This is a genomic window from Acinetobacter sp. YT-02, assembly GCF_002412355.1.
In the GTDB taxonomy this organism is placed as follows: Bacteria; Pseudomonadota; Gammaproteobacteria; order Pseudomonadales; family Moraxellaceae; genus Acinetobacter; species Acinetobacter towneri.
On sequence record NZ_NOZT01000002.1, the window covers coordinates 97,745 to 123,788 of the forward strand.

General features: G+C 41.3%; 23 protein-coding genes, 3 tRNA genes and 2 pseudogenes. 15 read left to right on the forward strand and 13 right to left on the reverse strand.

Annotation, left to right across the window (positions count from 1 at the left end):
• Positions 1-51 precede the first annotated feature (51 nt).
• Positions 52-664: pseudogene (locus CF596_RS01420) on the forward strand (IS5 family transposase); the annotation flags it as partial.
• Between the two features lie 25 nt (positions 665-689).
• Here the strand turns inward: CF596_RS01420 and CF596_RS01425 are convergent.
• The 5 genes and pseudogenes from CF596_RS01425 to CF596_RS01445 all read right to left on the reverse strand — a co-directional run.
• Positions 690-908 (reverse strand): annotated as a pseudogene (locus tag CF596_RS01425) (IS4 family transposase); the annotation flags it as partial.
• A gap of 173 nt (positions 909-1,081) precedes the next feature.
• The gene (gene groL, locus CF596_RS01430; protein WP_096900991.1) at positions 1,082-2,716 is read right to left on the reverse strand and encodes a chaperonin GroEL; all 1,635 of its coding nucleotides are present in this window, start codon (positions 2,714-2,716) and stop codon (positions 1,082-1,084) included.
• 59 nt (positions 2,717-2,775) lie between these two features.
• Positions 2,776-3,066 carry a co-chaperone GroES gene (locus tag CF596_RS01435; RefSeq protein WP_004972131.1) on the reverse strand — a complete coding sequence of 97 codons (291 nt, stop codon included), beginning with the start codon at positions 3,064-3,066 and terminating at the stop codon, positions 2,776-2,778.
• Between the two features lie 185 nt (positions 3,067-3,251).
• The gene (locus CF596_RS01440) at positions 3,252-4,025 is read right to left on the reverse strand and encodes a metallophosphoesterase (RefSeq protein WP_004972133.1); all 774 of its coding nucleotides are present in this window, start codon (positions 4,023-4,025) and stop codon (positions 3,252-3,254) included.
• Positions 4,006-4,944, reverse strand: coding sequence for a diacylglycerol kinase family protein (locus CF596_RS01445; protein ID WP_096900992.1), 939 nt, complete (start codon positions 4,942-4,944; stop codon positions 4,006-4,008). The genes CF596_RS01440 and CF596_RS01445 overlap by 20 nt, the downstream gene beginning before the upstream one ends.
• A 417-nt stretch (positions 4,945-5,361) precedes the next feature.
• On the opposite strand from CF596_RS01445, the gene CF596_RS01450 reads away from it, so the two are divergent.
• Both CF596_RS01450 and CF596_RS01455 read left to right on the forward strand, forming a co-directional pair.
• Entirely contained in the window at positions 5,362-7,191 is a 1,830-nt protein-coding gene (locus CF596_RS01450) for a phosphoenolpyruvate carboxykinase (GTP) (protein WP_096900993.1), read from the forward strand.
• 294 nt (positions 7,192-7,485) lie between these two features.
• Complete coding sequence (locus CF596_RS01455) at positions 7,486-7,920, forward strand: hypothetical protein (RefSeq protein WP_096901044.1); 435 nt, start codon at positions 7,486-7,488, stop codon at positions 7,918-7,920.
• A gap of 39 nt (positions 7,921-7,959) precedes the next feature.
• On the opposite strand, the gene CF596_RS01460 is transcribed toward CF596_RS01455, so the two are convergent.
• Positions 7,960-8,628: a 50S ribosomal protein L11 methyltransferase gene (locus CF596_RS01460; RefSeq protein WP_004972140.1), complete on the reverse strand. Its 669-nt coding sequence runs from the start codon at positions 8,626-8,628 to the stop codon at positions 7,960-7,962.
• A 270-nt stretch (positions 8,629-8,898) separates the two neighbouring features.
• On the reverse strand, positions 8,899-9,747 hold the full coding sequence (gene folD / locus CF596_RS01470; protein WP_004972142.1) for a bifunctional methylenetetrahydrofolate dehydrogenase/methenyltetrahydrofolate cyclohydrolase FolD: 849 nt from the start codon (positions 9,745-9,747) through the stop codon (positions 8,899-8,901).
• A gap of 152 nt (positions 9,748-9,899) precedes the next feature.
• Between folD and CF596_RS01475 the strand changes: the two genes are divergently transcribed.
• From CF596_RS01475 to CF596_RS01485, 3 genes are all read left to right on the forward strand, one after another.
• A tRNA-Cys gene (locus tag CF596_RS01475) sits at positions 9,900-9,973 on the forward strand.
• 15 nt (positions 9,974-9,988) lie between these two features.
• Positions 9,989-10,074: transfer RNA gene (locus tag CF596_RS01480), tRNA-Leu, on the forward strand.
• A gap of 109 nt (positions 10,075-10,183) precedes the next feature.
• Positions 10,184-10,915 carry a hypothetical protein gene (locus CF596_RS01485; protein WP_096900995.1) on the forward strand — a complete coding sequence of 244 codons (732 nt, stop codon included), beginning with the start codon at positions 10,184-10,186 and terminating at the stop codon, positions 10,913-10,915.
• A gap of 70 nt (positions 10,916-10,985) precedes the next feature.
• Here the strand turns inward: CF596_RS01485 and CF596_RS01490 are convergent, their stop codons facing one another.
• Positions 10,986-12,758 (reverse strand): alkaline phosphatase D family protein, encoded by a 1,773-nt coding sequence (locus CF596_RS01490; RefSeq protein WP_096900996.1) that lies wholly within the window; start codon positions 12,756-12,758, stop codon positions 10,986-10,988.
• Between the two features lie 209 nt (positions 12,759-12,967).
• Between CF596_RS01490 and CF596_RS01495 the strand changes: the two genes are divergently transcribed.
• Positions 12,968-13,053, forward strand: a tRNA-Leu gene (locus tag CF596_RS01495).
• Between the two features lie 119 nt (positions 13,054-13,172).
• Positions 13,173-13,598 carry a hypothetical protein gene (locus CF596_RS01500; RefSeq protein WP_096900997.1) on the forward strand — a complete coding sequence of 142 codons (426 nt, stop codon included), beginning with the start codon at positions 13,173-13,175 and terminating at the stop codon, positions 13,596-13,598.
• 25 nt (positions 13,599-13,623) lie between these two features.
• On the opposite strand, the gene CF596_RS01505 is transcribed toward CF596_RS01500, so the two are convergent.
• From CF596_RS01505 to rlmE, 4 genes are all read right to left on the reverse strand, one after another.
• Entirely contained in the window at positions 13,624-13,938 is a 315-nt protein-coding gene (locus tag CF596_RS01505; protein WP_096900998.1) for a DUF5713 family protein, read from the reverse strand.
• Between the two features lie 90 nt (positions 13,939-14,028).
• Positions 14,029-14,883, reverse strand: a complete 855-nt coding sequence (folP, locus tag CF596_RS01510) for a dihydropteroate synthase (RefSeq protein WP_096900999.1) — start codon at positions 14,881-14,883, stop codon at positions 14,029-14,031.
• Between the two features lie 174 nt (positions 14,884-15,057).
• Positions 15,058-16,947, reverse strand: coding sequence for an ATP-dependent zinc metalloprotease FtsH (gene ftsH, locus CF596_RS01515; protein WP_004972155.1), 1,890 nt, complete (start codon positions 16,945-16,947; stop codon positions 15,058-15,060).
• A gap of 136 nt (positions 16,948-17,083) precedes the next feature.
• Positions 17,084-17,734, reverse strand: coding sequence for a 23S rRNA (uridine(2552)-2'-O)-methyltransferase RlmE (gene rlmE / locus CF596_RS01520; RefSeq protein ID WP_096901000.1), 651 nt, complete (start codon positions 17,732-17,734; stop codon positions 17,084-17,086).
• Between the two features lie 297 nt (positions 17,735-18,031).
• On the opposite strand from rlmE, the gene yhbY reads away from it, so the two are divergent.
• The gene (yhbY, locus tag CF596_RS01525; RefSeq protein WP_004972158.1) at positions 18,032-18,355 is read left to right on the forward strand and encodes a ribosome assembly RNA-binding protein YhbY; all 324 of its coding nucleotides are present in this window, start codon (positions 18,032-18,034) and stop codon (positions 18,353-18,355) included.
• Between the two features lie 6 nt (positions 18,356-18,361).
• Positions 18,362-18,901 (forward strand): DOMON-like domain-containing protein, encoded by a 540-nt coding sequence (locus CF596_RS01530; RefSeq protein ID WP_004972160.1) that lies wholly within the window; start codon positions 18,362-18,364, stop codon positions 18,899-18,901.
• A gap of 125 nt (positions 18,902-19,026) precedes the next feature.
• On the opposite strand, the gene CF596_RS01535 is transcribed toward CF596_RS01530, so the two are convergent.
• Positions 19,027-19,509, reverse strand: a complete 483-nt coding sequence (locus CF596_RS01535; protein WP_004972162.1) for a hypothetical protein — start codon at positions 19,507-19,509, stop codon at positions 19,027-19,029.
• Positions 19,510-19,832: 323 nt separating this feature from the next.
• Between CF596_RS01535 and carA the strand changes: the two genes are divergently transcribed.
• The 5 genes from carA (at position 19,833) to CF596_RS01560 (ending at position 25,875) form a co-directional block, all read left to right on the forward strand.
• On the forward strand, positions 19,833-20,972 hold the full coding sequence (carA, locus tag CF596_RS01540; protein ID WP_096901001.1) for a glutamine-hydrolyzing carbamoyl-phosphate synthase small subunit: 1,140 nt from the start codon (positions 19,833-19,835) through the stop codon (positions 20,970-20,972).
• A 15-nt stretch (positions 20,973-20,987) separates the two neighbouring features.
• Positions 20,988-24,218, forward strand: coding sequence for a carbamoyl-phosphate synthase large subunit (gene carB, locus CF596_RS01545; protein ID WP_004972166.1), 3,231 nt, complete (start codon positions 20,988-20,990; stop codon positions 24,216-24,218).
• Positions 24,219-24,300: 82 nt separating this feature from the next.
• Positions 24,301-24,777 carry a transcription elongation factor GreA gene (gene greA / locus CF596_RS01550; protein ID WP_004972169.1) on the forward strand — a complete coding sequence of 159 codons (477 nt, stop codon included), beginning with the start codon at positions 24,301-24,303 and terminating at the stop codon, positions 24,775-24,777.
• 111 nt (positions 24,778-24,888) lie between these two features.
• The gene (locus CF596_RS01555; protein ID WP_004972171.1) at positions 24,889-25,101 is read left to right on the forward strand and encodes a hypothetical protein; all 213 of its coding nucleotides are present in this window, start codon (positions 24,889-24,891) and stop codon (positions 25,099-25,101) included.
• 135 nt (positions 25,102-25,236) lie between these two features.
• Entirely contained in the window at positions 25,237-25,875 is a 639-nt protein-coding gene (locus CF596_RS01560; protein ID WP_096901002.1) for a CatB-related O-acetyltransferase, read from the forward strand.
• Positions 25,876-26,044 lie beyond the last annotated feature (169 nt).

A 26,044-nucleotide genomic window follows, 5' to 3' on the forward strand; every position in this document is an offset into this window, starting at 1 on the left:
AAAATAGCGAGTAAGTAAAATTCAATCTCCAAACCAAATTCACTACTCGCTATGCCTCGCACAATGCTGAATGATCAACACTGGTCAAAGTTAGAATCTTGCGGAGCGATGCTCCTCATGCGTAATTTTGATATTTATCTCATACGAAATCTTCGAAATTTTATTGAAGCTATTCTTTATCGAATTAGAACAGGTTGCCCATAGCGAGATTTACCACCAGATTTTGGCAATCCAAATTCGATATTCAAAAAATATAGTCGTTGGTCTAAACACAATAAGCTGATGAAGATATTTAAATTAATCAGTAAACATACAGATAAAGCGTGGATTTTTATTGATGGTTCTCATATCAGAGCACATACACTCTGCTTGATTAAAAGATCAAGCTATCTCAAAAAGCATTGGTGGGAATAGTTCAAAAATACATTTAGCCGTTGATTCTTATGGTAATCCAATTGAAATTATCATCACGAATGGAACAACACATGATGTTAAAGTTGCGCCTGAGCTAGTTGAAAAATTAGATTTGGAAGAAACTGATGTCTTATGTGCAGATAAGGGTTATGATTCTGAACCACTACGAGAGCAAATAAGCGCGACGAATACAAAAGCCAATATTCCCCGAAAGTCAAATACGCAGTCCAACAATAATCATATGGATTGGAATTTATCTCTGTACACGACAAATTTCATAGGGCCCTTGTCCTATCAGGCTTTTTCTTTCTTAAAATTGCTAGCACTTTCTTAAATTCTTCTTTTTTTCCAAAACCAATCAAACGTAGAATAGCCATTTGAACATAGTCCAAACCGTAGCGAAATAAACTTACTGAAAGTCGTCCATGCTTCTTTATTTTTATCGCTTTTTTTCGATCATGTTGCCATTCACCTGTTAAATAGCACCAACAGAAACAGCACGGAAATGTATATTGATACCCTTTAAGAGCAATAAAATAAAAAAGGTCGCTAAAAATAGCGACCTTTTTTTACAACAAAATATTTTGTGAGTAACAATGTGAGTAATTTATAAAAATACAATAAATAAATCTATAAATTACAAAGAACTACCAACAGGATAAGCAGATTACATCATTCCGCCCATACCACCCATGCCACCCATATCTGGCATTGCTGGCTTGTCTTCTGGAATTTCAGTAATCATACATTCTGTTGTTAACATCAGGCCAGCAACAGACGCTGCATGCTCAAGTGCAGAACGAGTTACTTTTGCAGGGTCAAGAATACCCATTTCCAACATGTCGCCATATTCACCAGTCGCAGCGTTATAACCATAGTTACCTTCACCGTTCTTCACAGCATTGATTACTACAGATGGCTCATCACCAGCATTGGCTACGATTTGACGAAGCGGAGCTTCGATTGCACGACGAAGAATGTTGATACCTACGTTTTGGTCATCGTTAGCACCAGTCAGACCATCAAGTGCAGATGCAGCACGCACCAGTGCAACACCACCACCTGCAACAACACCTTCTTCAACCGCAGCGCGAGTTGCGTGAAGCGCATCATCCACACGGTCTTTCTTCTCTTTCATTTCAACTTCAGTTGCAGCACCAATTTTGATGACTGCAACACCGCCTGCTAATTTAGCAACGCGTTCTTGAAGTTTTTCTTTGTCGTATTCTGAAGTAGATTCTTCGATTTGCGCACGGATTTGCTGAACACGCTCAGAAATCTGATTTGCATCACCAGCACCATCCACAATCACGGTGTTTTCTTTAGAGACTGTAACTTTGTGCGCGCTACCCAAATGCTCTAGTGATGTTTGCTCCAAAGACATACCAATTTCTTCAGAAATAACCGTACCGCCTGTCAAGATTGCAATATCTTGAAGCATTGCTTTACGACGATCACCAAAACCAGGCGCTTTCACCGCACATACTTTGATGATGCCACGCATGTTGTTCACAACAAGCGTTGCCAGCGCTTCGCCTTCAACATCTTCAGCGATGATCAGAAGAGGCTTACCTGTTTTTGCAACCGCTTCTAGGACAGTAATCAGTTCACGAATGTTGCTGATTTTTTTATCAACAAGAAGAATGAACGGGTTTTCAAGTTCTGCAGTCAAAGTATCTTGTTTGTTCGCGAAGTATGGCGAGATATAACCGCGGTCAAACTGCATACCTTCGACAACGTCAAGCGCGTCTTCAAAGCCTGAACCTTCTTCAACAGTGATTACGCCTTCTTTACCAACGCGTTCCATTGCTTCTGCAATTAACTTGCCCACAGTCGTGTCCGAGTTTGCAGAAATAGAACCTACTTGCTCAATCGCTTTCGTGTCAGAAGCAGGTTTAGCCGTTGCTCTAATGTCTGCAACGACTGCCTTTACAGCAAGGTCGATACCACGTTTCAAATCCATTGGGTTCATGCCCGCAGTTACAGATTTGATGCCTTCATTTAAAATGGCTTGTGCAAGTACTGTTGCAGTGGTCGTACCGTCACCTGCGATATCATTGGTTTTGCTAGACACTTCACGTACAAGCTGAGCACCCATGTTCTCGAACTTGTCTTTCAAGGTGATTTCTTTCGCAACAGATACACCATCTTTAGTGATGTGCGGTGCACCGAAAGAACGGTCAATCACTACGTTACGACCTTTAGGGCCTAAAGTTACTTTAACTGCGTCTGCAAGTACGTTTACACCTGCGATCATTTTTGTGCGAGCTGAATCACCAAATTTTACGTCTTTAGCTGACATGTTTAACTCCAAATATTTTTAAATAATGTTCAAATTTGCTTTGAATATGAGTTCTGAACTTAGCCTTCAAGTACCGCTAAAATATCAGACTCTTTCATAATTAGAAGTTCTTCACCGTCTACTTTAACTGTGGTGCCTGCATAAGTACCAAACAAGACTTTGTCGCCCACTTTTACGTCTAAAGCGCGTACGCCATTGTCTGTAATTTGACCATTACCTACTGCAATCACTTCACCTTGGGCTGGTTTTTCTGCAGCAGAACCTGGAAGCAAGATACCGCCAGCTGTTTTTGTTTCTTCTTCAACACGACGAATAACTACGCGGTCATGTAATGGACGAATGTTGCTCATAAATAACTCCATTAGACTAAGTCAATGTATAGATTCCTGATGACGACTTAATTATTCCTTTGGTCATCATCAAAATAAATTTTAGATGACACAGTTGTGGGGATGGAAAAAAACGCTTCAAGGGGAAAAGCTAAAAATTTTTCAATTTTTGTTGTTTTTTTAGACAAGTTGGCTAGATCGGTGATTTATTCTGCATTTTGTTGCCACAACACAAATTGCTTTTTTTCAGCATCAAAAATGTAATGCTGCACATCACCATTGTTATACAATACATTTAAGCTATTCGGCATACCTTGATGCAAACGATATGAAATTGCAGTACCCGCATGAATATCCAGCACAGGATGCGCTGCGCCTAAGGCATAAATTTGATTTAAGTCATATACTGCGGGTTGATGTAAATGCCCATGCAGCAAGGCATATAAACCATTTTTACTCCACTGCTCTAAGGCAATTCGCCCCAACACTGGGCAATCTTTAATGCTGTGGCGATCATCTGGTGGTGTATAAAATGGTTGATGCGCCACCAAAATTTTAAACTTATTACTTGGCGCAACTTGTAGCAAAGCTTCAACTTCCTGAATTTGACTTAAAGAAATATGCCCGCGAGTATGAAAACGGCGTCGAATACTATTTACGCCTATCAGATAAAAATGTTGCGTTTCCAACACACTTTCCATGCGCCCAAAAAACAACTGATACCGCGCAAACGGACTAAAAAAACGATTCCAAAGATGATATAGCGGAATATCGTGATTTCCTGGCACAACCAAATACGGTAAATTCAAACTGTCTAAAAAATGCTTACAAGCATAAAACTGTGCATAGCGTGCACGTTGGGTTAAATCACCACTGACCACAACCGCTTCCGGTCGCATACTTGCACACAGTTGTTGTACCGCCTGCATACAAGCCACATTTTCAGTGCCAAAGTGCAAATCAGACAGATGCAGCAGCATGCGGCACCTTAATCTTCAATGCATTTTTCAATACAAAAATACGCAGTGGTGGGCGCATTTTGACAATTTCTCCATCAAGCGCCACGGTCAGTTGTTGGCGTTTACTATGAATGACCACCTGCTCTGCTGCAAAACTGTACATATCATTGGCTTGCTCAGCCTTCCCCTGAATTAATTGCCACAGAATTTTAAATAAAGTCAATTTATCGGACTTTGCCACTGCAACACCTGCGACTTTGCCTGCTGCAGCAGCTTTGGCAATACGTAAATTCATTTCAGACAGTTGTAATTGATTATTCCCAAAGAAAATGAGCGGCGTTTTCAGCGGATAGCGCTTTGTATCGACCTCTATTTCTAATTTTAATTCTTTACGGTCACGCAGCAGTACATCTAAAGCCGAGGTATAGGCATGTAAAGGAAAGCGTCCTAAATAACGGTTATAACGCTCACGTTTTTGAATAAATAAAGGGTATAAACCCAAACTGGCATTATTTAAATAGATGTGTTGATTGATTTGTGCCACATGCACAGCACGCGTACTGCCAGTTGCGATGACATGCGCTGCTTCAATTAAATCTAGCGGAATATTCAGTAAGCGCGCCACATAATTAAACGTGCCCAAAGGCAAAATACCCATGGGGATAGATGTCCCTTTTAACTTTGCAGCAACCGCATTTAAAGTACCATCTCCACCCGCTGCAACCACAACACCGCTTAACTGCGCTGCTTGATGCCGTGCTAACACCTGTTGCATCAGTTGATCAAAATTGGCGATTTCACCCATTTCAAACAATTGGATTTCAAAACCATGCTGTGACAAAACATGCAACAGTTCTTCATAGACACCTTCTTGCTGTGTGGCATGAAATCCAGATTTTTGATTATAAATAAGCGATAAAGGCTGTAATGTTGTCGACATTTTCTTCAATCATTTTAAAGCTTTTGCTCTAATTTCGACCAATTGATGCAGAATGAAAAGCAGCTTTATGTAAAAATCGAATGATGACCATTCATTAAATCAATAATCATTCTTTATAAAATTTAAGCTATAAATATATGTTTTAATTAAAAATAATTAAAATAAATAATGCCCATATTTTTTTTAAATAATGATAAATAGAACACAAAAAAGTTGTAAGCCCATGTTTCATATATGTTATTCATTATTTATATGGGTATTTTTCACATAAAGCTAAATCAAGCCTATGTCTTATTTTTTTTATGTTTTTGTGCTTTAATACAGCCACTTTTTTTTCATATTTCATCTGAACCATGTACCCCATCGTTCAGATTGTACTTTGTACACGACTTGTACACATTTAAGATAGGCCTCACCATGACCCAAGTGAACGCACCAGAATTCGTTCGTCACCCTAAGCTTATTGCATGGGTTGAAGAAATTGCAAAGTTAACGAAACCAGCAAAAATTGAATGGTGTGACGGTAGCGCAGAAGAATATCAACGTCTAATCGACTTGATGATCGCTAACGGCACCATGCAAGCATTAAACCAAGAAAAACACCCTGGTTCGTACCTTGCAAATTCTGATCCTTCTGACGTTGCTCGTGTTGAAGACCGTACTTACATCTGCTCTGAAAACAAAGAAGATGCTGGTGCGACAAACAACTGGGAAGCGCCAGCTGAAATGCGCGCTAAATTAAACGGTTTATTCGACGGCTCAATGGCTGGTCGTACCATGTATGTGGTTCCATTCTCTATGGGCCCATTAGGTAGCCACATTGCGCACATCGGTATTGAATTAACTGACTCTCCTTATGTTGCTGTCAGCATGTCTAAAATGGCTCGTATGGGTAAAGCTGTTTATGACGTATTGGGCACAGATGGCGAATTTGTTCCTTGCGTACACACTGTGGGCGCACCATTGGCTGAAGGCGAGAAAGACGTTGCTTGGCCATGTAACAAAGAAAAATACATCGTACATTATCCAGAAACTCGTGAAATCTGGTCGTATGGTTCTGGTTACGGCGGTAACGCATTATTGGGTAAAAAATGCTTAGCGCTTCGTATTGCTTCTGCAATGGGTCGTGAACAAGGCTGGTTAGCAGAACACATGCTAATTTTAGGCGTGACCAACCCACAAGGCGAAAAACACTACATCGCAGCAGCATTCCCTTCTGCATGTGGTAAAACCAACTTTGCGATGTTAATTCCACCTGCAGGTTACGAAGGCTGGAAAATTGAAACTGTAGGTGACGATATTGCTTGGATCAAACCAGGTGAAGATGGTCGCTTATATGCAATTAACCCAGAAGCTGGTTTCTTCGGTGTTGCTCCTGGTACAAACACCAAGACTAACCCGAACTGTATGGCAACTCTGCACAAAGACGTGATTTATACCAACGTTGCTGTGACTGACAACGGCGAAGTATGGTGGGAAGGTCTATCTAAAGAAGTTCCTGCAAACCTAACCAACTGGAAAGGTCAACCACACACTGGCGCAGAAAAAGCAGCTCATCCAAATGCGCGCTTCACTGTTGCAGCAGGTCAATGCCCTTCTATCGATGCTGACTGGGAAAATCCAGCAGGTGTTCCAATTTCAGCGTTCATCTTCGGTGGTCGTCGTGCAGACACAGTGCCTCTAATTTCAGAAGCATTTGACTGGGTAGATGGCGTATATAAAGCTGCAACTATGGGTTCTGAAACGACTGCAGCAGCCGTTGGTCAACAAGGTATTGTACGCCGTGACCCATTTGCAATGCTTCCGTTTGCTGGTTACAACATGGCAGACTACTTCTCTCACTGGTTAGAGATGGGTGAGCAAGTTGGCGAGAAAGCAAAAGCTGCAGGCAACAAATTACCAGGTATCTACAATGTAAACTGGTTCCGTCGTGATGCAGAAGGCAACTTCGTATGGCCTGGTTTTGGTCAAAACATGCGTGTGCTTGAGTGGATCATTGATCGTTGCGAAGGTCGTGCAGAAGCTGTTGAAACTCCAATTGGTTTCGTTCCAAAGTATGAGCAATTGAACTGGACTGGTTTAGATTTCTCTAAAGAGCAATTTGAAACTGTAACAGCGCAAGACAAAGAACAATGGATCAAAGAGTTAGAAAGCCACACTGAGTTATTCAACAAACTTGGTGAGCGCTTACCTGCTGCATTGAAAGCACGTCAAGCTGCTTTACTTGAAGCGGTTAAGTCTGCGTAATTCAACGCTGATGACTAAAAAAAGGTCACTTCGGTGACCTTTTTTATTGCCCTAATATTTTATGTGTTAAAAGCACCGAAATCCGCTCTTCAACAATCCCACCTGATGTGTAAATACTAAATAATACGAAGATTCAAGGTAAAAACATGACATCACAAGCACACGCTTATCAGCTCAAATATAGACAGCCTGCTACACCGCCAACAAAGCCATGCTTTGTCCTCTCAGCTATGGCATACTTAAAACAAGAATGAAATGACATCAAAAACATGGGACATGATCATGAATAAAACCATGAAGAATACAATGATTATTTTGGCTATGACGGGACTTGGGTTAGGTTTATCCGCTTGTCAAAGTTTGCCAGAGCAAAACGAGAATAGTTTTGTTGGCTATAAAGTCGAAAGCAAAACTGATCGCAACGCAGTATTAGCCTACACTCTTGCAGGACGTCAAAACCAACAGCGCGATGAAAGTAAATTACAGCGTGCCTGCCAAAAAGAACTTGGTGCGCATAAAACTTATCAATTGCGGATTTTAAGTATTAATGAAGTGGTGAATCCTGCAGCCAACCAACAAGACCCGTATGGTCGCCAACTTGGGCAAAGCCGCACCTCTATTGGCTTATCGAACACACCTGAGCTACATAGCAGTGAAAACTATGCTACACGTCAGGCCTTAGATGCTCGCCCAAGCACACTGCGCATTGTGCATTATAGCTGCAATTAATTCGCGCCACAAAACTGGCTTCCTATAAGACGTGATGAGTTATCGCGTCTTATAAAAACTCACATTACGGAACTCTTTGGCTTCATCCAAATCTGGCCATGTGGTCGCGCTGCGTTCATCTATTTTTATATATTGTGGATGACTAAAGTTTTTCACTCGGCTGTCTGCCACCCAAACTTCTGGGGCGAACTTTAAGAACTCATCTAAAAAAAAGCGATTGCATTGATCATAAAGTACATCGGCAGCCAACAATACATCCACTTGTTCTGCTTTGTATAGATCATCTAAATATTCAAGCACCACATCATTCAATTCAGCATTGGCTCGACAGGCTGCAAGGCTAATGGGGTCAATATCACAACAAATTACCCGTTTGGCACCTGCCATTTTTGCAGCAATCGCCACCACGCCCGAACCTGCACCAAAGTCTAAAACGACTTTATTTTTTACTTGCTGCGGTTCTGCCAATAACCATTGCGCCATTGCAAGTCCTGAAGCCCAACAGAAAATCCAGTACGGCGTATCATTCCAAATACGACGAATCACTTCATCATCTAGCTTGTCGGTAGGAAATACTGGTGGAATAAGCCAAAGTGAAATAGGCGTTTCAGGCAATTGCTGTGCCAGTAATTCACAATTTGGAATTACATCATGTAAAGCATCTAAAAGATGTTCAGGGGCTTTAGGAAATTGAAAGGTACAGCTCATTGGATTTTTATTCGTTCTAATTTAAAAAGTTCCCTCTGCTTTTTTAAAGGAGAGGGAGCATTCATTATTTTTACAATGAATTCCCCACTCTTTTTTAGGAGAGTTAGGGAGAGAATTTTTAAGCCCTCATCCCAGCCTTCTCCCTGAGCCGTATACGGCGCAAGAGAAGGAGCATCCATTATTTTCACAATGAATTTCCCCTCTCCTGAGCAAAATTTAAAGCACTGCTTTTAAATTGAAGCGCAAGAGAGGGTTAGGGAGAGGTCTTCATCAACCTAACGCTTTCTCAGCCGCTTCAACCGTTTGACGAATCAAAGTTGTAATCGTCATTGGGCCAACGCCACCTGGTACAGGCGTATATGCAGAAGCAATCTCTTCAATGCCTTGCAATTGGATATCTCCAACACCACCGCCATCACGTGGATGGAAGCCTGCATCAACAACCACAGCGCCTGGTTTGATCCAGTCTTTTTGAATCAATTCAGCTTTACCAACCGCACCAACAATAATGTCCGCTTGTTTCACAAAACTTGCAAGATCTTGGGTACGTGAATGGCAAATGGTTACTGTTGCATTGGCTTCAAGAAGCATCGCAGCCATTGGTTTACCTAAAATTGCCGAACGCCCCACAACAACGGCATGTTTGCCTGCAATTTCAATGTTTTTTTCTTTAAGAATGGTCATAATGCCTGCAGGTGTTGCAGAACCATATGCAGCTTCGCCCATTGCCATACGACCATAACCTAAACAGGTCACACCATCTACGTCTTTTGCAAGTGAAATCGCATCAAAACAAGCACGCTCATCAATTTGCGCAGGAACTGGGTGTTGCAACAAAATACCATGCACATCAGGATTGGCATTCAATTTTTCAATTTCTGCCAATAATTGTTCTGTGGTGGTTTCTGTTGGCAATTCTACTTTTAAAGAATCCATGCCCACACGACGGCAAGCATTGCCCTTCATGCGTACATAAGTTGCAGATGCACCGTCATCACCGACCAAAATAGTCGCTAGAATTGGGGTACGACCTGATTTTGCTTTTAACGCTTCTACACGTGTTAACAGATCAGCTTCAATTTGTTTTGCCAATGCACGACCGTCTAAAATTAATGCCACGGCACATCTCCAAATGTTGATATGAATCAATTTTGCAAATAATACATGATTATTTAGACTATTTTATTCTATATGTCGAATTAATGTGCATCTGCTCATTTAATAGTATTGTTTTTTTTTCAGAGCTTGCTAATATACGCATCACAAGACGCGGCGGGGTGGCAGAGTGGTCATGCAGCGGACTGCAACTCCGTGGACGCCGGTTCGATTCCGACCTCCGCCTCCAATCTTGTAAAACTATGCCCGAGTGGTGAAATCGGTAGACACAGGGGATTTAAAATCCCCCGCCCTCAAAGCGTGCCAGTTCGAGTCTGGCCTCGGGCACCATTTTAAAATAGATTAAAATGGTGCAAATAAAGAACCCAGCATTAAGCTGGTTTTTTTATGCCTAAATTTTAGGTTTTCCCCTCTTTATTCAATATTCAATGATGCCTCTATGAACCCTAAACAAGCGCTTCTTGATTTGCAGCAATTGCAACAACAATACCCTGCTGCATTTAAAAGAAATATTTTGTTTTATGGTTTTATTCAAAGCAAAGGCATGCTGGATGATTGGAAAGAAATGATTCCATGGGTCTTGGCCTGCCTGATTTTTATTCCTATTTCAATCAGTCTGGCGCACGGGATTCAAAACTTTGCACCGCAGTACGATGCCTTTCAAGCCAAGGCATTGGCGATTTTAGCCATCATGTTAGGTTTTATGCTGCTTCTACCTTATGTGTTGTATCAAATTAAACACAGTTCGGCATCGTGGTATCAACTACAGCAACATGCCACCATAAAAATAGCAGTATTGATTCTGCTACAAGCGGTAAATTTCGCCTATTTTCAGAGTGCAATTCTGCAAGGGATTTTATTCTTTTTCTGCATCAGTTTTGGTTTTGTACGTTTCTATAAAGAGAATATGTTCCGTGACCACATAAGCCTTGAACAAAAATATTGCTTAACGCAATTTCGCCGTGCTGCGTATTGGTCATATCGTCAAGCTGCTAAAATTCAATATCGGATGTATTTTTCCAATAAAAATAGCCCTCGTTTTGCCCAATTGAATCAGCAATATCAACATGCAATTCAGTTACATCAACAACTGATGCAGGTTGAACACAATTTATGTAAAAGCATTAAATACATAGATTTAGACAGTTATATTCAAGATAAACTCGATTAAAAACCTCCGCTTAATCATCAAAAAAAACCGAGCAACTTAGACTCGGTTTTCTGTAAATATCACACCAATTTTAAGCAGTTTTAGCGACATCAATGATTGGTTTTAAGTCTACACCATACTTCTGTTGATGACCACGCGTATCATCGAGTTTGTATTCACGTGCCTTAACCGTATCTATAAACTTCCAATCTGCAACCACTTGCGCACGATCAAAAGTCACCGTTAAATAACCACGTTGATTTAAGTTGCAATAATCTAGTTCATCAATCAGTTCTTGAAAGGCATATTCCAACGCTGCCATTTCGTCTGCAGGCACATTTAAGTAATACTCAATTCCGGGCGATGATACCGAGCTGGTCGCGAATTCCAACCCAACCTCATGATTTGTTTCATGTGTATGCAAGGTTGCAGCCCAAGCATTGTGAGTATCACCTGCCAACACCACTGCTTTTTTCCCAAGTTGCTGCAATGTCCCATACACAACTTCTCGCTCGTAGGCATAACCATCCCAAGCATCGAGGTTATAAGGTGCAACCGCATACAAACGTGCCTTATCTACTGCTGTCAAAGTTGGATCATTCGCTTTTAAACGCAATTTCAGCGTGACCAATTCTGTAATTTTCTGCTTCATTTGTGCAAGTGTTTCAGGTTGCTGATCACCATTGGTGATTTTCGCTAAAGGCAATAACAGTTCTTGTGGAATCAGCATTTTCGCCATCAACACTTGTTGAGCCAAAACATTCCAAGTAGTCTTAGACTGCCCCAACTGTTTTTGCAACCATTCTCGTTGAACTCCACCCATCAATGTGCGTTGATCACTAAATAAATCTGCCTGAAATTTAGCAGCATCAATACCTTCTGCCGTCATATAGTTAGCATAATCTAATTGCTTATGACGCGCCAAAATACGCGTATCCAGCATCATCAAATTCACCAAACCACCAAAATCAAACTGGCGATAAATATTCAAATGATCATTTTCTGCAACTGGACGAATTGGCATCCACTCGAAATAAGCCTGTAATGCCGCAATTTTACGTTCTATAAAGCTGCCTTCACCTTCTTGATGATTATCTGCACCCGCTTCCCAAGTATCATTACTGAGTTCATGGTCATCCCAAATGACAATAAATGGATGGCGTTGGTGAGCAGTCTGCAAATCAGCATCGGTACGATATAAAGCATAACGTTTACGATAATCATCTAACTTGATAATTTCTTTATCATTGTCTGCAGCAAAGGTACGTCCTAACTGTTTTGCATCGTCAGTCGCGTAGCCACCTTGTCCATATTCATAAATATAATCACCCAAGTGAATAATCACATCCAGATTGTTTTCCTGTGCCATTTCTTTATACACATGAAAATAACCTGCGGGATAGTTCGAGCAAGAACAGACCGCAAATTTCACTTGATCGCTGCGTTGTGGCAAGGTTTTGGTCTGTCCTATAGCAGAAACCGTATTACCAAAGCGGAAACGGTAATAATATTTAGTCCCTGCCTGTAAACGATCTGCGTCCACTTTAACAGTAAAATCTTGCGCTGCGCTGGTTTGTACTTTGCCAGTATTTACCAATTGCTTAAACGCCTCATCGCTGGCAATTTCCCAAACCACTTCAATGCATGCTGCCATGTCACTTGGCGTTACACGTGTCCATAAAATGATACGATCATGCAGCGGATCACCACTGGCGACACCATGCAAAAACTGCACCTTTAATGCATTTTCTGCTGTATTTTCATTGTCATCACCACATGCAGTTAATGCGACTGGCAATGACAACGCCCCAAAACCAGCCAAACTTTTTTGAATCAGCTCTCGGCGAGTTAAGCGAATGTTCATGAATATTCCTTTTATTTTTCTTGAGCGCTCAACATAGAAATTTATGATTTCGCTTTGATCTCAAATTCATGAAATATTGATGACAAACAGCAGAAATATACTGCAAACCGAACTTTTTTCAAGCTAATAAGTTGAATTGATTGAAAAGAAAGCAATTGTAAATAAATTTACTTGCCAAGATTTATTTCGTCCTCTATTATTGCGCACATGCCCGAGTGGTGAAATCGGTAGACACAGGGGATTTAAAATCCCCCGCCCTCAAAGCGTGCCAGTTCGAGTCTGGCCTCGGGCACCATTTTAATGAATCAAATCATTCAAATGGTGCGAATAAAGAACTCCAGCATTAAGCTGGTTTTTTTATGCCTAAAAAATATAATATTTAAAACAATAACATTTATGTACTGATGATTTAAAATGTTTCTACAACGCTTTATCTTCTCTTTCAAATGGATGATCTGTTTATGCTGCTTGCTCAGTTTTGCAAGCCATGCACAAAATCCCAGCCTTGAGTCAGCAACCGAATCCGTAAACCCAATTGAAACTGATGCAGAATTTTATGATGTTTTTGCAGGAACAGTGCAATATAAAAATCAAGAATTACAATTACGTCGTTGCAGCTTAGGCAACAATTTATATTTATTAAATTTCCAAAATCCTGAAGATAAAAAGCAACTCAAAACTTTGCTGCAACAAAATACAAAGTTTTGGGTCAATTTAATTGCACAGCCGAATGAACATAATGGGCTATATACGTTGAATGTTCGGGAAATTGCAGAACTACATACACAGCAAAGTTGCCATTTGGATGATGTTTTAGATGATTTATTGAATCACCCATAAATTAAAGCTGAAAGAGAGTGACCTATCACCACTCTCTCGTTGCAATCAACTCTTCCGTTTCAATCTCGAAATAACCTTGATCTTGCAACACCATCATCATCGCCTCAGCAATATAATCTGCTGCGGTATCGTCCAAATCTGAATCCAAATCTTCAAATTGTGGTTTCATTTTATTAATGGCTTGCACGGTCTGATCAGCAAAATGATAAATATCCGTTTCAGATAAATTGGATTTAGACACGTGTTTTGCAAACTGTTGAATCAGTTGTTTTAACTCAGCAACTAAAATATCAGGATAAAACTCATCATCAAACATCGGGAGAAGTAAATCTGCAAACATACAAGCACTCAAAAATACAGAGATTCAAGCGTGCCTATATAGCATAAGCAGGGCTTTAATTCTAGCTTCGCCCCAATTTGCATATTGCGATTAATTTGCCAACTGCATTGCTTGCCAGACTTTAATGGCGTCAGACATGGCTTTCACATCATGCGCACGCACCATACAAGCACCTTGCTGAATACTGAGTAAATGTGCCGCTACAGAACCAACTGCACGCTGTGTTGGCTCTGCCCCACCCAAAGCTTCACCAATAAAGCGTTTACGAGACAATGCCGATAAAATTGGATACCCCATACCATTAAGTTGATGCAACTCATTTAACAATTTCAGATTCTGTTGTGCATTTTTCGCAAAACCAAAACCCGGATCAATCATGATATTTTCAGGCTTGACCCCTACCGCCAAAGCATCAGCGACACGTTGCTGCAATTCTGCAATCACATCTGCAGTGACATCATCATATTGATCTAAATTGTTCATGGTGGTCGGTTCACCACGCATGTGCATAATAATCACGGGGATATTTAACTCAGCAGCTGTTTGCAACGCATTTGGACGGGTCAGCGCACGTACATCATTCCAGATATGCGCCCCCGCAGCTACGGCAGCACGAATCACTTCGGGCTGTGACGTATCAATCGAAAGCACTACATCATAAGTAGATAAGGCTTCCGCCACAGGAACCACACGACGAATTTCTTCTTCTACACTCACAGGACTAGCTCCCGGACGTGTTGACTCTCCGCCAATATCAATCACGGTTGCACCTTCGGCTATCATTTCCAAAGCACGCGCCACAGCAGCATCTTTTTCATTATGTCGCCCACCATCACTAAACGAGTCTGGTGTCACATTTAGAATTCCCATCACATGCGGCTGAGATAAATCTAAACGCAAACGTCCACATTGCAATACGCGCTTGGGTAATGGCATTAGCTGCATGCTGGTCTTCCTTTCAATTTGAAAAGCTTATTTTAACAAGGGTAATTTTGAAGATGTTGAATTCTTTTCAGTGCGCTTCAACATTACCAATATTCCTGTTGCAACGACGCATAAACCACACGAATAAAAAAAGAGCCTTTATACAAAGACTCTTTTTAACATTATGTGAACTGATTAGCTCGCTGGTAATGGTGGCGGTGTGCTTGGACCATCAGTTGGTGTTACATCAATCACAGGATTGTCTGCAATATACACTTTCGGTGGCTGTGGCTCACGACCTTCCATAATGTCACGGATTTGGTCACGATCAATAGTTTCCCATTCCAACAATGCTTTTACCATTGCGTGGGCAATATCTTGGTTATTTTCCAAAATATCGCGGGCAACTTTATATTGCTCATCAATAATACGACGAACTTCAGCATCCACTTGTTGCTGGGTGGCTTCAGAAATCGTACGGCTGCCTAAACTACCCATGAATGATTGTTGTGTATCGTCTTCATAGACCATTACGCCTAACTTGTCAGACATACCGTATTTGGTCACCATCGCACGTGCTAATTTAGTCGCACGCTCAAAGTCATTCGATGCACCTGTCGACATTTGATTAATAAAGACTTCTTCTGCAATACGACCACCAAACAAGATAGACAAGTCGTTCAGCATTTTGTCTTTATAATGGCTAGTTTGGTCATGTTCAGGCAATTGCCATGTCACACCCAATGCCCAGCCACGCGGCATAATCGTTACTTTATGCACAGGGTCTGTACCCGGCAGCATTTCAGCAACAATCGCATGACCTGCTTCATGATAAGCCGTTGCACGACGTTCTTCTTCACGCAGCACCATCGACTTACGTTCAGGGCCCATATACAACTTATCTTTAGCATCTTCAAAGTCGTGCATATCCACCGTATTTTTATTACGACGGGCAGCAAACAATGCAGCTTCATTCACAAGGTTCGCCAATTGCGCACCAGAGAAGCCTGGTGTACCACGTGCCAAGACTTTGACATCTACACCTGTAACTGAAGGCAGTTTTTTCAAGTGAACATTCAGAATTTGCTCACGACCTTTAATGTCTGGCAAGCCAACCATTACTTGACGGTCAAAACGACCTGGACGCAATAAAGCTTTATCCAGTACATCGGCACGGTTTGTCGCAGCGATAACAATAATGCCTTCATTGCCTTCAAAACCATCCATTTCAACAAGCATTTGGTTAAGTGTTTGCTCACGTTCATCGTGACCACCACCTGTACCTGAACCACGGTGACGACCTACCGCATCAATCTCATCAATAAAGATGATACATGGTGCATGGCGTTTAGCTTGCTCAAACATATCACGAACACGAGAAGCACCTACACCCACGAACATTTCAACGAAGTCAGAACCAGAAATGCTGAAGAATGGAACTTTGGCTTCGCCTGCAATGGCTTTGGCCAATAAGGTTTTACCTGTACCCGGTGGACCTACCATCAACACACCTTTAGGAATAGTTGCACCTAAACGCTTGAATTTAGCAGGGTCTTTTAAGAAATCTACAATTTCAACCACTTCTTGTTTTGCTTCGTCACAACCTGCTACATCGGCAAATGTGACTTTAATTTGGTCTTCAGACAACATTTTGGCTTTAGATTTACCAAAGCTCATCGGGCCGTTTTTACCACCTGCACCGCCACCCATGTTGCGCATAAAGAACATGAATAACAAAATGATTAAAAGTACAGGGAAACTTGCGATCAATAGTTGCATTAACAAACCTTGACGTTGAGGTGCAGTACCTTCAACAACAACGTTGTTTTTAATCAGATTCGGCATCAGTTCAGGGTCTTGAACTGCTGGACGAATGCTTTCAAAGGACGAGCCGTTGACTTTTTCGCCACTAATTCTTTCGCCATCAATTGTGACTTGCTTAATTTGACCAGCATTCACCGCTGTAACGAACTCTGAATAGTTCATTGCAGTTGGCTTTTCACTGTTATTGATGTTGCTGAAAATTAGAATCAGCACACCAAGTATAATCAGCCACAATACGGCATTCTTGAAGAGATCGCTCAAAGCTTTATTCCCATATCAATCTAATTTGATCATGCCCGTTACTGGGTGACCTTTCATTCAAAAAGCTGAAGATCAGCTAGACAATTCATTAAAAACGTACAAAATGCACAATTTCTAACGGCTTGGCAAGTAAACTTTATTTAGACGCTTTTTTACGTCCTTGTCCAATAAGGAATACTTCTTTGGAACGCGCCCGTGAAGCAACGGGTTTTGCTGTCTTTAGAACATCAAAACTGTCCACGACCTGTTTACGAAATTCGTCAAACCCCGAACCTTGGAACACTTTGACCACAAACTGGCCATTGGGTCCCAATACACGGTTGGCAAAATCGAGCGCCAACTCGCATAAGTAAATTTGACGCGGTTGATCTACAGCTTTATTACCTGATGTATTGGGGGCCATATCGGAAATTACAACGTCTACCGTGCGTCCGTTTAAAATATTTAACAATTTTTCGAACACTTCTTCTTCGCGGAAGTCACCTTGTAAAAAGGTCACATCTGGTAATGCGTCCATTTCCAAAATATCGGAAGCGATCACCAAACCTTTGTCGCCGACAAGTTTCCCTGCGATTTGCGACCAACTGCCTGGTGCTGCACCTAAGTCCACCACCGTCATGCCCGGTTTGATCAGTTTATATTTTTCTTGAATCTCAAGTAGTTTGTATGCAGCACGTGCACGATACCCTTCTTTTTGCGCTCTTTTCACAAAGGGATCATCTAGGTGCTCTCTCATCCACGCACGACTACTTTTGGATAACTTTTGGTTGGTAATGCGTGTTGCCATAACTCTCTTAGTAACGAATAGCCATCTAAATTGCGATTGTACGTGAAAATTAGCAAGCTTGCAGTAGACATCTGTATCTAAATGCCAATAACTAACAAGTTTTTTCTATTAAATCCATCGCTTATTTCTGTACTGTGGCATAAAAAACCTCTCTCATCACAGATGGATAAACCTAAGCAAATGTTCGATTTTGATATTTTTGCACTGCTGCATGTTCGCGGATTATTTGCATAGAATTTACAGCGTTTCAAATTGGCTTTTGTTATACTAAGTCGTTTTTAAAATTAGGTTATCTTTATGGCGGCTCTCTCTATTCAGGAACGCAAGCGTTTACGTCAAATTGGTCATGCACTTAACCCTGTAGTGATGGTTGGCGGTCAAGGTTTGACTGAAAATGTAATTGAAGAAACCAACCGTGCTTTAAACGATCACGAATTGATTAAAGTTAAAATTGGTGGTGAAGACCGTGAAGTACGTGCAGCTGTAATTACTGAAATTGCTGCAGCAACAGGTTCTGAAGTGGTACAAACAATTGGTAAAATTGCTTTGCTTTATAAAAAAGCAGCAAAACAAAATGCCAAGTTGTCAAATTTAGTTCGTCACGCTCATTTGTCTAACTAAGCTTATATGGCAAGTTACGAACTCAGCGCCTTTGATCGTCAGTTTCAAGCGATTTCTTTGGTCGGTGCAATTGAACAACAAAGTCCGTTTAGCTTAAATGTAGGTTATTGGCTGCGTGATCCGAATCAGTGGGTCGAATGGCCTGCATTGGTGACTTCACATCCACGTCATGACTTTTTGTGGGAACAGACCTGCTTTGAAATTTTCATTGGCGTTAAGGGCGAAGATTTTTATCGTGAAATCAATCTCTCCCCTTCTCAAGCTTGGCAAGCCTATGCCTTTGAAGAATATCGTTATCCTGAGCAAATGCCACCTGTGGCCGCTTATGATATTGAGTTGAATCAGCTAAAACGTACGCATTACGGTTTAAATGTCAGTTTGGATTTAACCGAATTTATACTGAAACATAAACTGAAATGGACAGATTTGTTTATTGGGCTCACAGCTGTATTAAAAACCAGTCAGGGCGAGCAGTTTTATGCCATGCAACACAGCAGCCCTGCCGCCGATTTTCACAATAAGCGCGATTGGCTACATCAGTTCTAACTGTGATTAATAGTAGTTTAGATTGAAACAACTAGTTTTTGGTTTGAGCAAGAAATTTAAATAAAAAAGTGAGGCGCATGACCTCACTTTTTTTTATGGCTGAATCAGCAACAGATTAAACTGGATTATGCTTGATCAGTTTCATCATTAGTTTCAGTTTTTGATGGATTTACTTTTTTCCACGCTTCTAGTGTGTGCTCTTTAGAACGCTTAAAAGTTTCAGCCAATTGATCTTTGTGTTTTACTGAAATGCTGCTGACATCTTCTTTCAACTCTTTACCAAGTTTAGAAAGATCTTCAATAATTGCGCTAAATTCAGTTTTTACAAAGTCTTTTAATTCGCCTAAATCTTTAGGTGAACTACCAAATTGTGCTTTTAAAGCTTCAATTTTTTGCAACACATCTTGCTTTAACTGACCCAATTGCTCTTGCACGCTGGCATTGAGTTGTTTTGCTTCGGCTTGAAGTTTTTCTTGCGTTTCCGCAACTACATCAAGCACCTGCTCTTTGGCATCATGCGTTACTTTTTCAAGCTTTTCAGCGCCTTCACTTACTGCTTTGATTGCACTGTTTTGTGGTTCAGTGGCTGATTTATCTTGTTCAGTCATTCGCTTTTACCCAAGGTCGTTGTTGTTTATAAATTAAGCATAAGGCAATTTAGACTCAAATGGGTTTTGGATTGTCTAACAATCGTAGATTGCTTACATTTGGACTACACGCTAAAACATAAACCTAGCAAAAAAAGCAAGTCTTTTATCTTACATATTCGTTAGATTCACAATGGACTTTTGGCGAGTTCATGCGTATAATGCAATGTTAAGTTCAAGCGAGCAGACATAGGAGGGTAGGTTTAAATATTGACCTTCCTTTTTTTTCGTCTACTCGCTTTTTTACAGCCCTATTTTTGTGGTTTTAGTTCAGGAGCTTTGGTTTGAGCACCCCCGCCATTTTAGCCCTCGCCGACGGTACAATCTTTAAAGGTACGTCTATCGGTGCAACGGGAAGCACGACTGGTGAAGTCGTTTTTAACACTGCCATGACTGGCTATCAAGAAATTTTGACCGACCCGAGTTATGCACAACAACTTGTGACTTTAACTTACCCACATATTGGGAACACTGGTTGCAATGATGAAGATGTTGAGTCAGGTCGAATTCATAAAGTATGGGCAAACGGTTTAATTATCCGTGATTTGCCTTTATTACACAGTAACTTCCGTTCTACTCAATCTTTAGGCGAATACTTACAACAACACAATGTTGTTGCAATTGCCGATATTGATACCCGTAAATTGACCCGTATTTTACGTTCCAAAGGTGCGCAAAACGGTTGTATTCTTGCTGGTGAAAATATCACTGAAGAAGAAGCAATTGCAAAAGCACGTGCATTTGGCGGCTTAAACGGCTTGGATCTTGCAAAAGTATGCTGCGACCCTGAAGGTTTTGAATGGACTGAAGGTTCATGGGAACTTGGCAAAGGCTTTACTCAACCTGAACTTAAATATCATGTGGTTGCATACGATTACGGTGTCAAAACCAACATCCTGCGTATGCTCGCAGACCGCGGTTGCAAATTAACCGTTGTTCCTGCACAAACCCCTGCTGAAAAAGTCCTTGCGTTAAACCCAGATGGCATTTTCTTGTCAAATGGCCCTGGCGATCCTGCTGCATGTGACTACGCAATTGAAGCTGTAAAAACAATTGTAGAAACCACGAATATTCCTGTATTTGGTATCTGTTTAGGTCACCAAATTCTTGCACTTGCATCAGGTGCAAAAACAATGAAAATGCCGCACGGTCACCACGGCGCAAACCATCCTGTACAGAACTTAGAAACTGGTACAGTGATGATTACTTCTCAGAACCACGGCTTCGCGGTAGATGAAAGCACCTTACCAAGCAATGTATGTTCAACGCATCGTTCATTGTTCGATGGCACAAACCAAGGTATTCATCGTACAGACAAGCCTGCATTTAGCTTCCAAGGTCACCCAGAAGCAAGTTCAGGTCCACATGACTGCGCACTCTTGTTCGATCATTTCATCGAACTTATTGAAGCCGCTAAGAAGTAATTAAGGAGCGAAATAATGCCTAAACGTACGGATATTAAAAGCATCTTAATTATTGGTGCTGGTCCTATTGTTATTGGTCAGGCTTGTGAGTTTGACTATTCTGGTGCTCAAGCATGTAAAGCGCTGCGTGAAGAAGGTTACCGCGTTATTTTGGTAAACTCGAACCCTGCGACCATCATGACTGACCCTGCAATGGCAGATGCAACTTATATCGAGCCAATCACTTGGCAGACTGTTGCAGCAATCATTGAAAAAGAACGTCCAGATGCAGTACTTCCGACCATGGGTGGTCAAACTGCATTGAACTGTGCGCTTGCATTAGATGCCAACGGTATTTTAGCCAAATACAATGTTGAATTAATTGGTGCAACCAAAGACGCGATTGAAAAAGCCGAAGACCGTAAATTGTTTGATGAAGCAATGCGCAAAATTGGTCTTGAGTGTCCAAAAGCAGCAATTGCTGAATCTATGGAAGAAGCACTTGAGATTCAATCTCGCTTTGGCTTCCCTGTGATTATTCGTCCATCATTCACCATGGGTGGTTCTGGTGGCGGTATCGCATATAACAAAGAAGAATTCCTTGAAATCTGTGAACGCGGTTTCGATCTTTCTCCAACCAAACAATTATTGATTGATGAATCACTTATTGGTTGGAAAGAATATGAGATGGAAGTTGTACGTGATAAAAACGACAACTGTATCATCGTATGTTCAATCGAAAACTTTGACCCAATGGGCGTGCACACTGGTGACTCAATCACCGTTGCTCCTGCGCAAACTTTGACGGACAAAGAATACCAATTGATGCGTAATGCATCTTTAGCGGTACTTCGTGAAATTGGTGTAGAAACAGGTGGTTCTAACGTTCAGTTCGGTATTTGCCCGAATACTGGTCGTATGGTTGTGATTGAGATGAACCCACGTGTATCTCGTTCATCTGCACTTGCATCTAAAGCCACTGGTTTCCCAATTGCAAAAGTTGCAGCGAAATTGGCTGTGGGTTATACCCTTGATGAACTGAAAAATGACATCACAGGCGGTACCACTCCTGCGGCATTTGAACCATCAATTGACTACGTTGTAACTAAAGTTCCACGTTTCAACTTTGAAAAGTTCCCTCAAGCAGACGCGACTTTAACCACGCAGATGAAATCTGTAGGTGAAGTCATGGCGATTGGTCGTAACTTCCAAGAATCTGTAAACAAAGCCCTTCGTGGTTTAGAAACTGGCGCTTGTGGTTTTGACGAACAAATTGAAGTGGGTGCTGAAGGCGCACGCGACAAGATTTTAGTTGAATTGAAAGTTCCAGGTCCTGAGCGTATTTGGTACGTGGCTGACGCATTCCGTCATGGCTTTAGCTTGGACGAAGTTTTTGAAGCGACCAAAATTGACCGTTGGTTCTTAATTCAAATTCAAGACATCGTGAACACTGAAAATGAAATCAAAACTTTAGGTTTTGGTGATCTAAACGCTGACAACATCCGTTCGTTCAAACGTAAAGGTTTATCTGACCTACGTATTGCGAACTTGATGGGTATTTCACAAAAGCAATTCCGTAAACACCGTTGGAACTTGGGCGTAACCCCAGTTTATAAACGTGTGGATACCTGTGCTGCAGAGTTTGAATCTGACACAGCATATATGTATTCAACTTACGATGAAGAGTGTGAATCAAATCCTTCAGCGAAAGACAAGATCATGGTGATTGGCGGTGGTCCAAACCGTATTGGTCAAGGTATCGAATTCGATTACTGCTGTGTACACGCTGCGCTTGCAATGCGTGAAGATGGTTTTGAGACCATCATGGTGAACTGTAACCCTGAAACAGTATCTACCGATTACGACACTTCAGACCGTTTGTACTTTGAACCAATTACTTTGGAAGATGTACTTGAAATCGTACGTACTGAAAAGCCAAAAGGCATTATCGTACAGTACGGTGGTCAAACTCCATTGAAATTGGCACGCGCTTTAGAAGAAGCAGGTGCGCCAATTATTGGTACATCACCAGATGCGATTGACCGCGCAGAAGACCGTGAGCGTTTCCAGCAAATGATTCAACGTCTGCAATTGCGTCAACCTAACAACAGCATTGTAAAATCTGCTGAAGAAGGTATCGCAGAAGCAGCGAAAGTGGGTTATCCGCTGGTTGTTCGTCCATCTTATGTATTGGGTGGTCGTGCAATGGAAATCGTGTATAACGAAGAAGAATTGAAACGCTACCTGCGTGATGCGGTTCAAGCTTCTAACGATGCACCTGTGCTGTTAGACCGTTTCTTGGATGATGCGATTGAAGTTGACGTAGACTGCGTATCTGACGGTAAAGATGTGGTGATTGGCGGTATTATGCAGCACATCGAACAAGCAGGTATTCACTCTGGTGACTCAGCATGTTCAATTCCACCTTATTCATTGTCAGATGAAGTACAGGACGAAATGCGTCGTCAAACTGTTGCAATGGCAAAAGAGTTGGGCGTTATTGGTCTAATGAACGTACAGTTTGCAGTGAAAGGCAATGACGTTTATATCTTGGAAGTGAACCCACGTGCATCACGTACTGTTCCGTTCGTTTCTAAGTGTATTGGCGAATCATTGGCTAAAGTTGCAGCACGTTGTATGGCAGGTCAATCTTTAGAAGCACAAGGCTTTACTAAAGAAATTATTCCGCAACACTTCTCTGTGAAAGAAGCTGTGTTCCCATTCAACAAGTTCCCTGGTGTAGACCCTGTGCTTGGGCCTGAGATGAAATCTACAGGTGAAGTGATGGGTGTGGGCAAAACTTTTGGTGAAGCATTCTATAAAGCTGTGTTAGGCTCGAATGATCGCTTACCAGGAATCCCAACTGAAGGCGAAGTAAAACATGCATTCTTATCTGTACGTGAGTCAGATAAACCGCATGTGGCGCGTATTGCAAAACAATTGGCTGATTTTGGCTTCAAACTTGTTGCAACGGGTGGTACGCATAAAGTCATCACCGATGCAGGTATTGAGTGTGAACGTGTGAATAAGGTGACTGAAGGTCGCCCACACATTGTAGACCGCTTGAAAAATGGTGAGATTCACCTCATCATCAATACTTCTGAAGGCAAACAAGCTCAGCAGGATTCATTCTCAATCCGTCGTTCTGCATTGCAAGGTAAAGTGTATTACACCACGACCTTGAATGGCGCAGATGCTGTATGCCAAGCCTTAGCGATTAAATTACCAATGGATGTATATCGCCTGCAAGATCTTACTGTAGGTTAATACATTTCAATAAAGTCCCGTCACCTTTCGGGTGGCGGGCTTTTTTCATTTATAGACTTCAATATTTTTAAAGAGGGACAACATGCAACGTTATCCTATGACGCCTGAAGGTAAACACGCTTTAGAGCAAGAATTACAACAACTTAAATCGGTTGAACGTCCACGTATTACTGCAGCGATTGCAGAAGCGCGTGAACATGGCGATTTAAAAGAAAATGCTGAATACCATGCCGCACGTGAACAGCAAGGTTTCTGCGAAGGTCGTATCCAAGACATCGAAGGTAAATTAGGCGCTTGCCAAGTAATTGATGTTAAAGAATTGGAACAAAACGGACGTGTGGTTTTTGGTGTGACTGTGACCATTGAAAACCTAGACACCGAAGAGCAAAAAACCTACAAAATTGTAGGTGATGATGAAGCTGATTTTAAAATCAATAAAATTTCAGTGAATTCGCCTATTGCACGCGGTTTGTTGGGCAAAAATGAAGGCGATGAAGCCAAAATTGTCACTCCGCAAGGCGAAGTGGAATATGAAATTGTGAATGTAGAATATCTTTAAGTTTTAATAAAGATGACTACACGCGATGCCCCTCTTTGAGGGGTTTTATTGCCTATAAATCATACAGCCGAGCTTATAGATTATACTGCGATAAAAATAGAGGAAAATAAGATGGAAAATCGCATCATTCATGCATTTGTTTATGCGCTTTCTGGGGCTGTGTTAGGACTGATTTTAATTCCAGTCTGGGGACTCTTTATCAATACACAAACCAGTCCTGTCAGTATCGTATTGGCATCATCACTCTTTTTTGCTATTTGGGGATTCTTATTTCCAAACAGTGTTAAAAATGTTTTTATGTATTTGTGGAATTTTTTAAGATAGATACTTTAAGCTTTCAAATCACTAAAGTGTAGTGGTCAACTAATATTTTGAACATTCCCTCTCCTTCTAGGAAAGGGCTAGGGAGAGGTTCAAAATTTCAAATATAATCCCCTCATCTCTCCACACGAAAAAACCATGTCCGAAACGCTGATTAATTCCCCTGTTAAACACTGGTGCGAATTTGAGTTCATCTCCAAAACTGTGAAAAACCCCAACATCCACATCAAAGGCAATTACTCTTATTATTCAGCCTATTGGGATCAGGGTTTTGAACGTTGTGTGGTGCGTTATTTACATGACAAACCTGCAACAGCAGACAAGCCAATTGATCAATTACATATTGGCAATTTTGTCTGTTTTGGTGCGGAATGCGTGATTATGATGGGTGGCAATCAATTGCATCGCAGTGACTGGGTTTCGGCTTTTCCGTTTGATACTCGCAGTTTTGTTGCGGCAGGTGATACCACAATTGGCGATGGCTGCTGGATTGGCAGTCGCGCCATGATTATGCAAGGTGTTGAACTAGGCGAAGGTGCAATTGTGGCGACAGGTGCAGTGGTTACGCAAGATGTACCGCCTTACGCTATTGTGGCAGGTGTGCCTGCCAAAGTAATTAAATACCGCTTTAGTGAAACAGAGATTGCTCAACTTTTGGCGCTAAAACTGTATGATTTTGATGAAAAATATTTACTGAAAATCCGCGAACAATTGCAGAGTAATGATGTCAATCAACTGATCGATTTTTTGACAAACACGCAAACAAAAAATGACTAAAACTTTAGTTGAATTGAAAGCACAGCTTCATAATTTCATGCTAAATTAAGGTGAAATAAGGACTTACAGCACTCAATTATCTTTATGAAATTACTGGGTTTTATTCTATATGAATTCAGCGTAAGATAAGACAGGACTCAGAGCGAATATTTTATTAAAGTATTGAAAT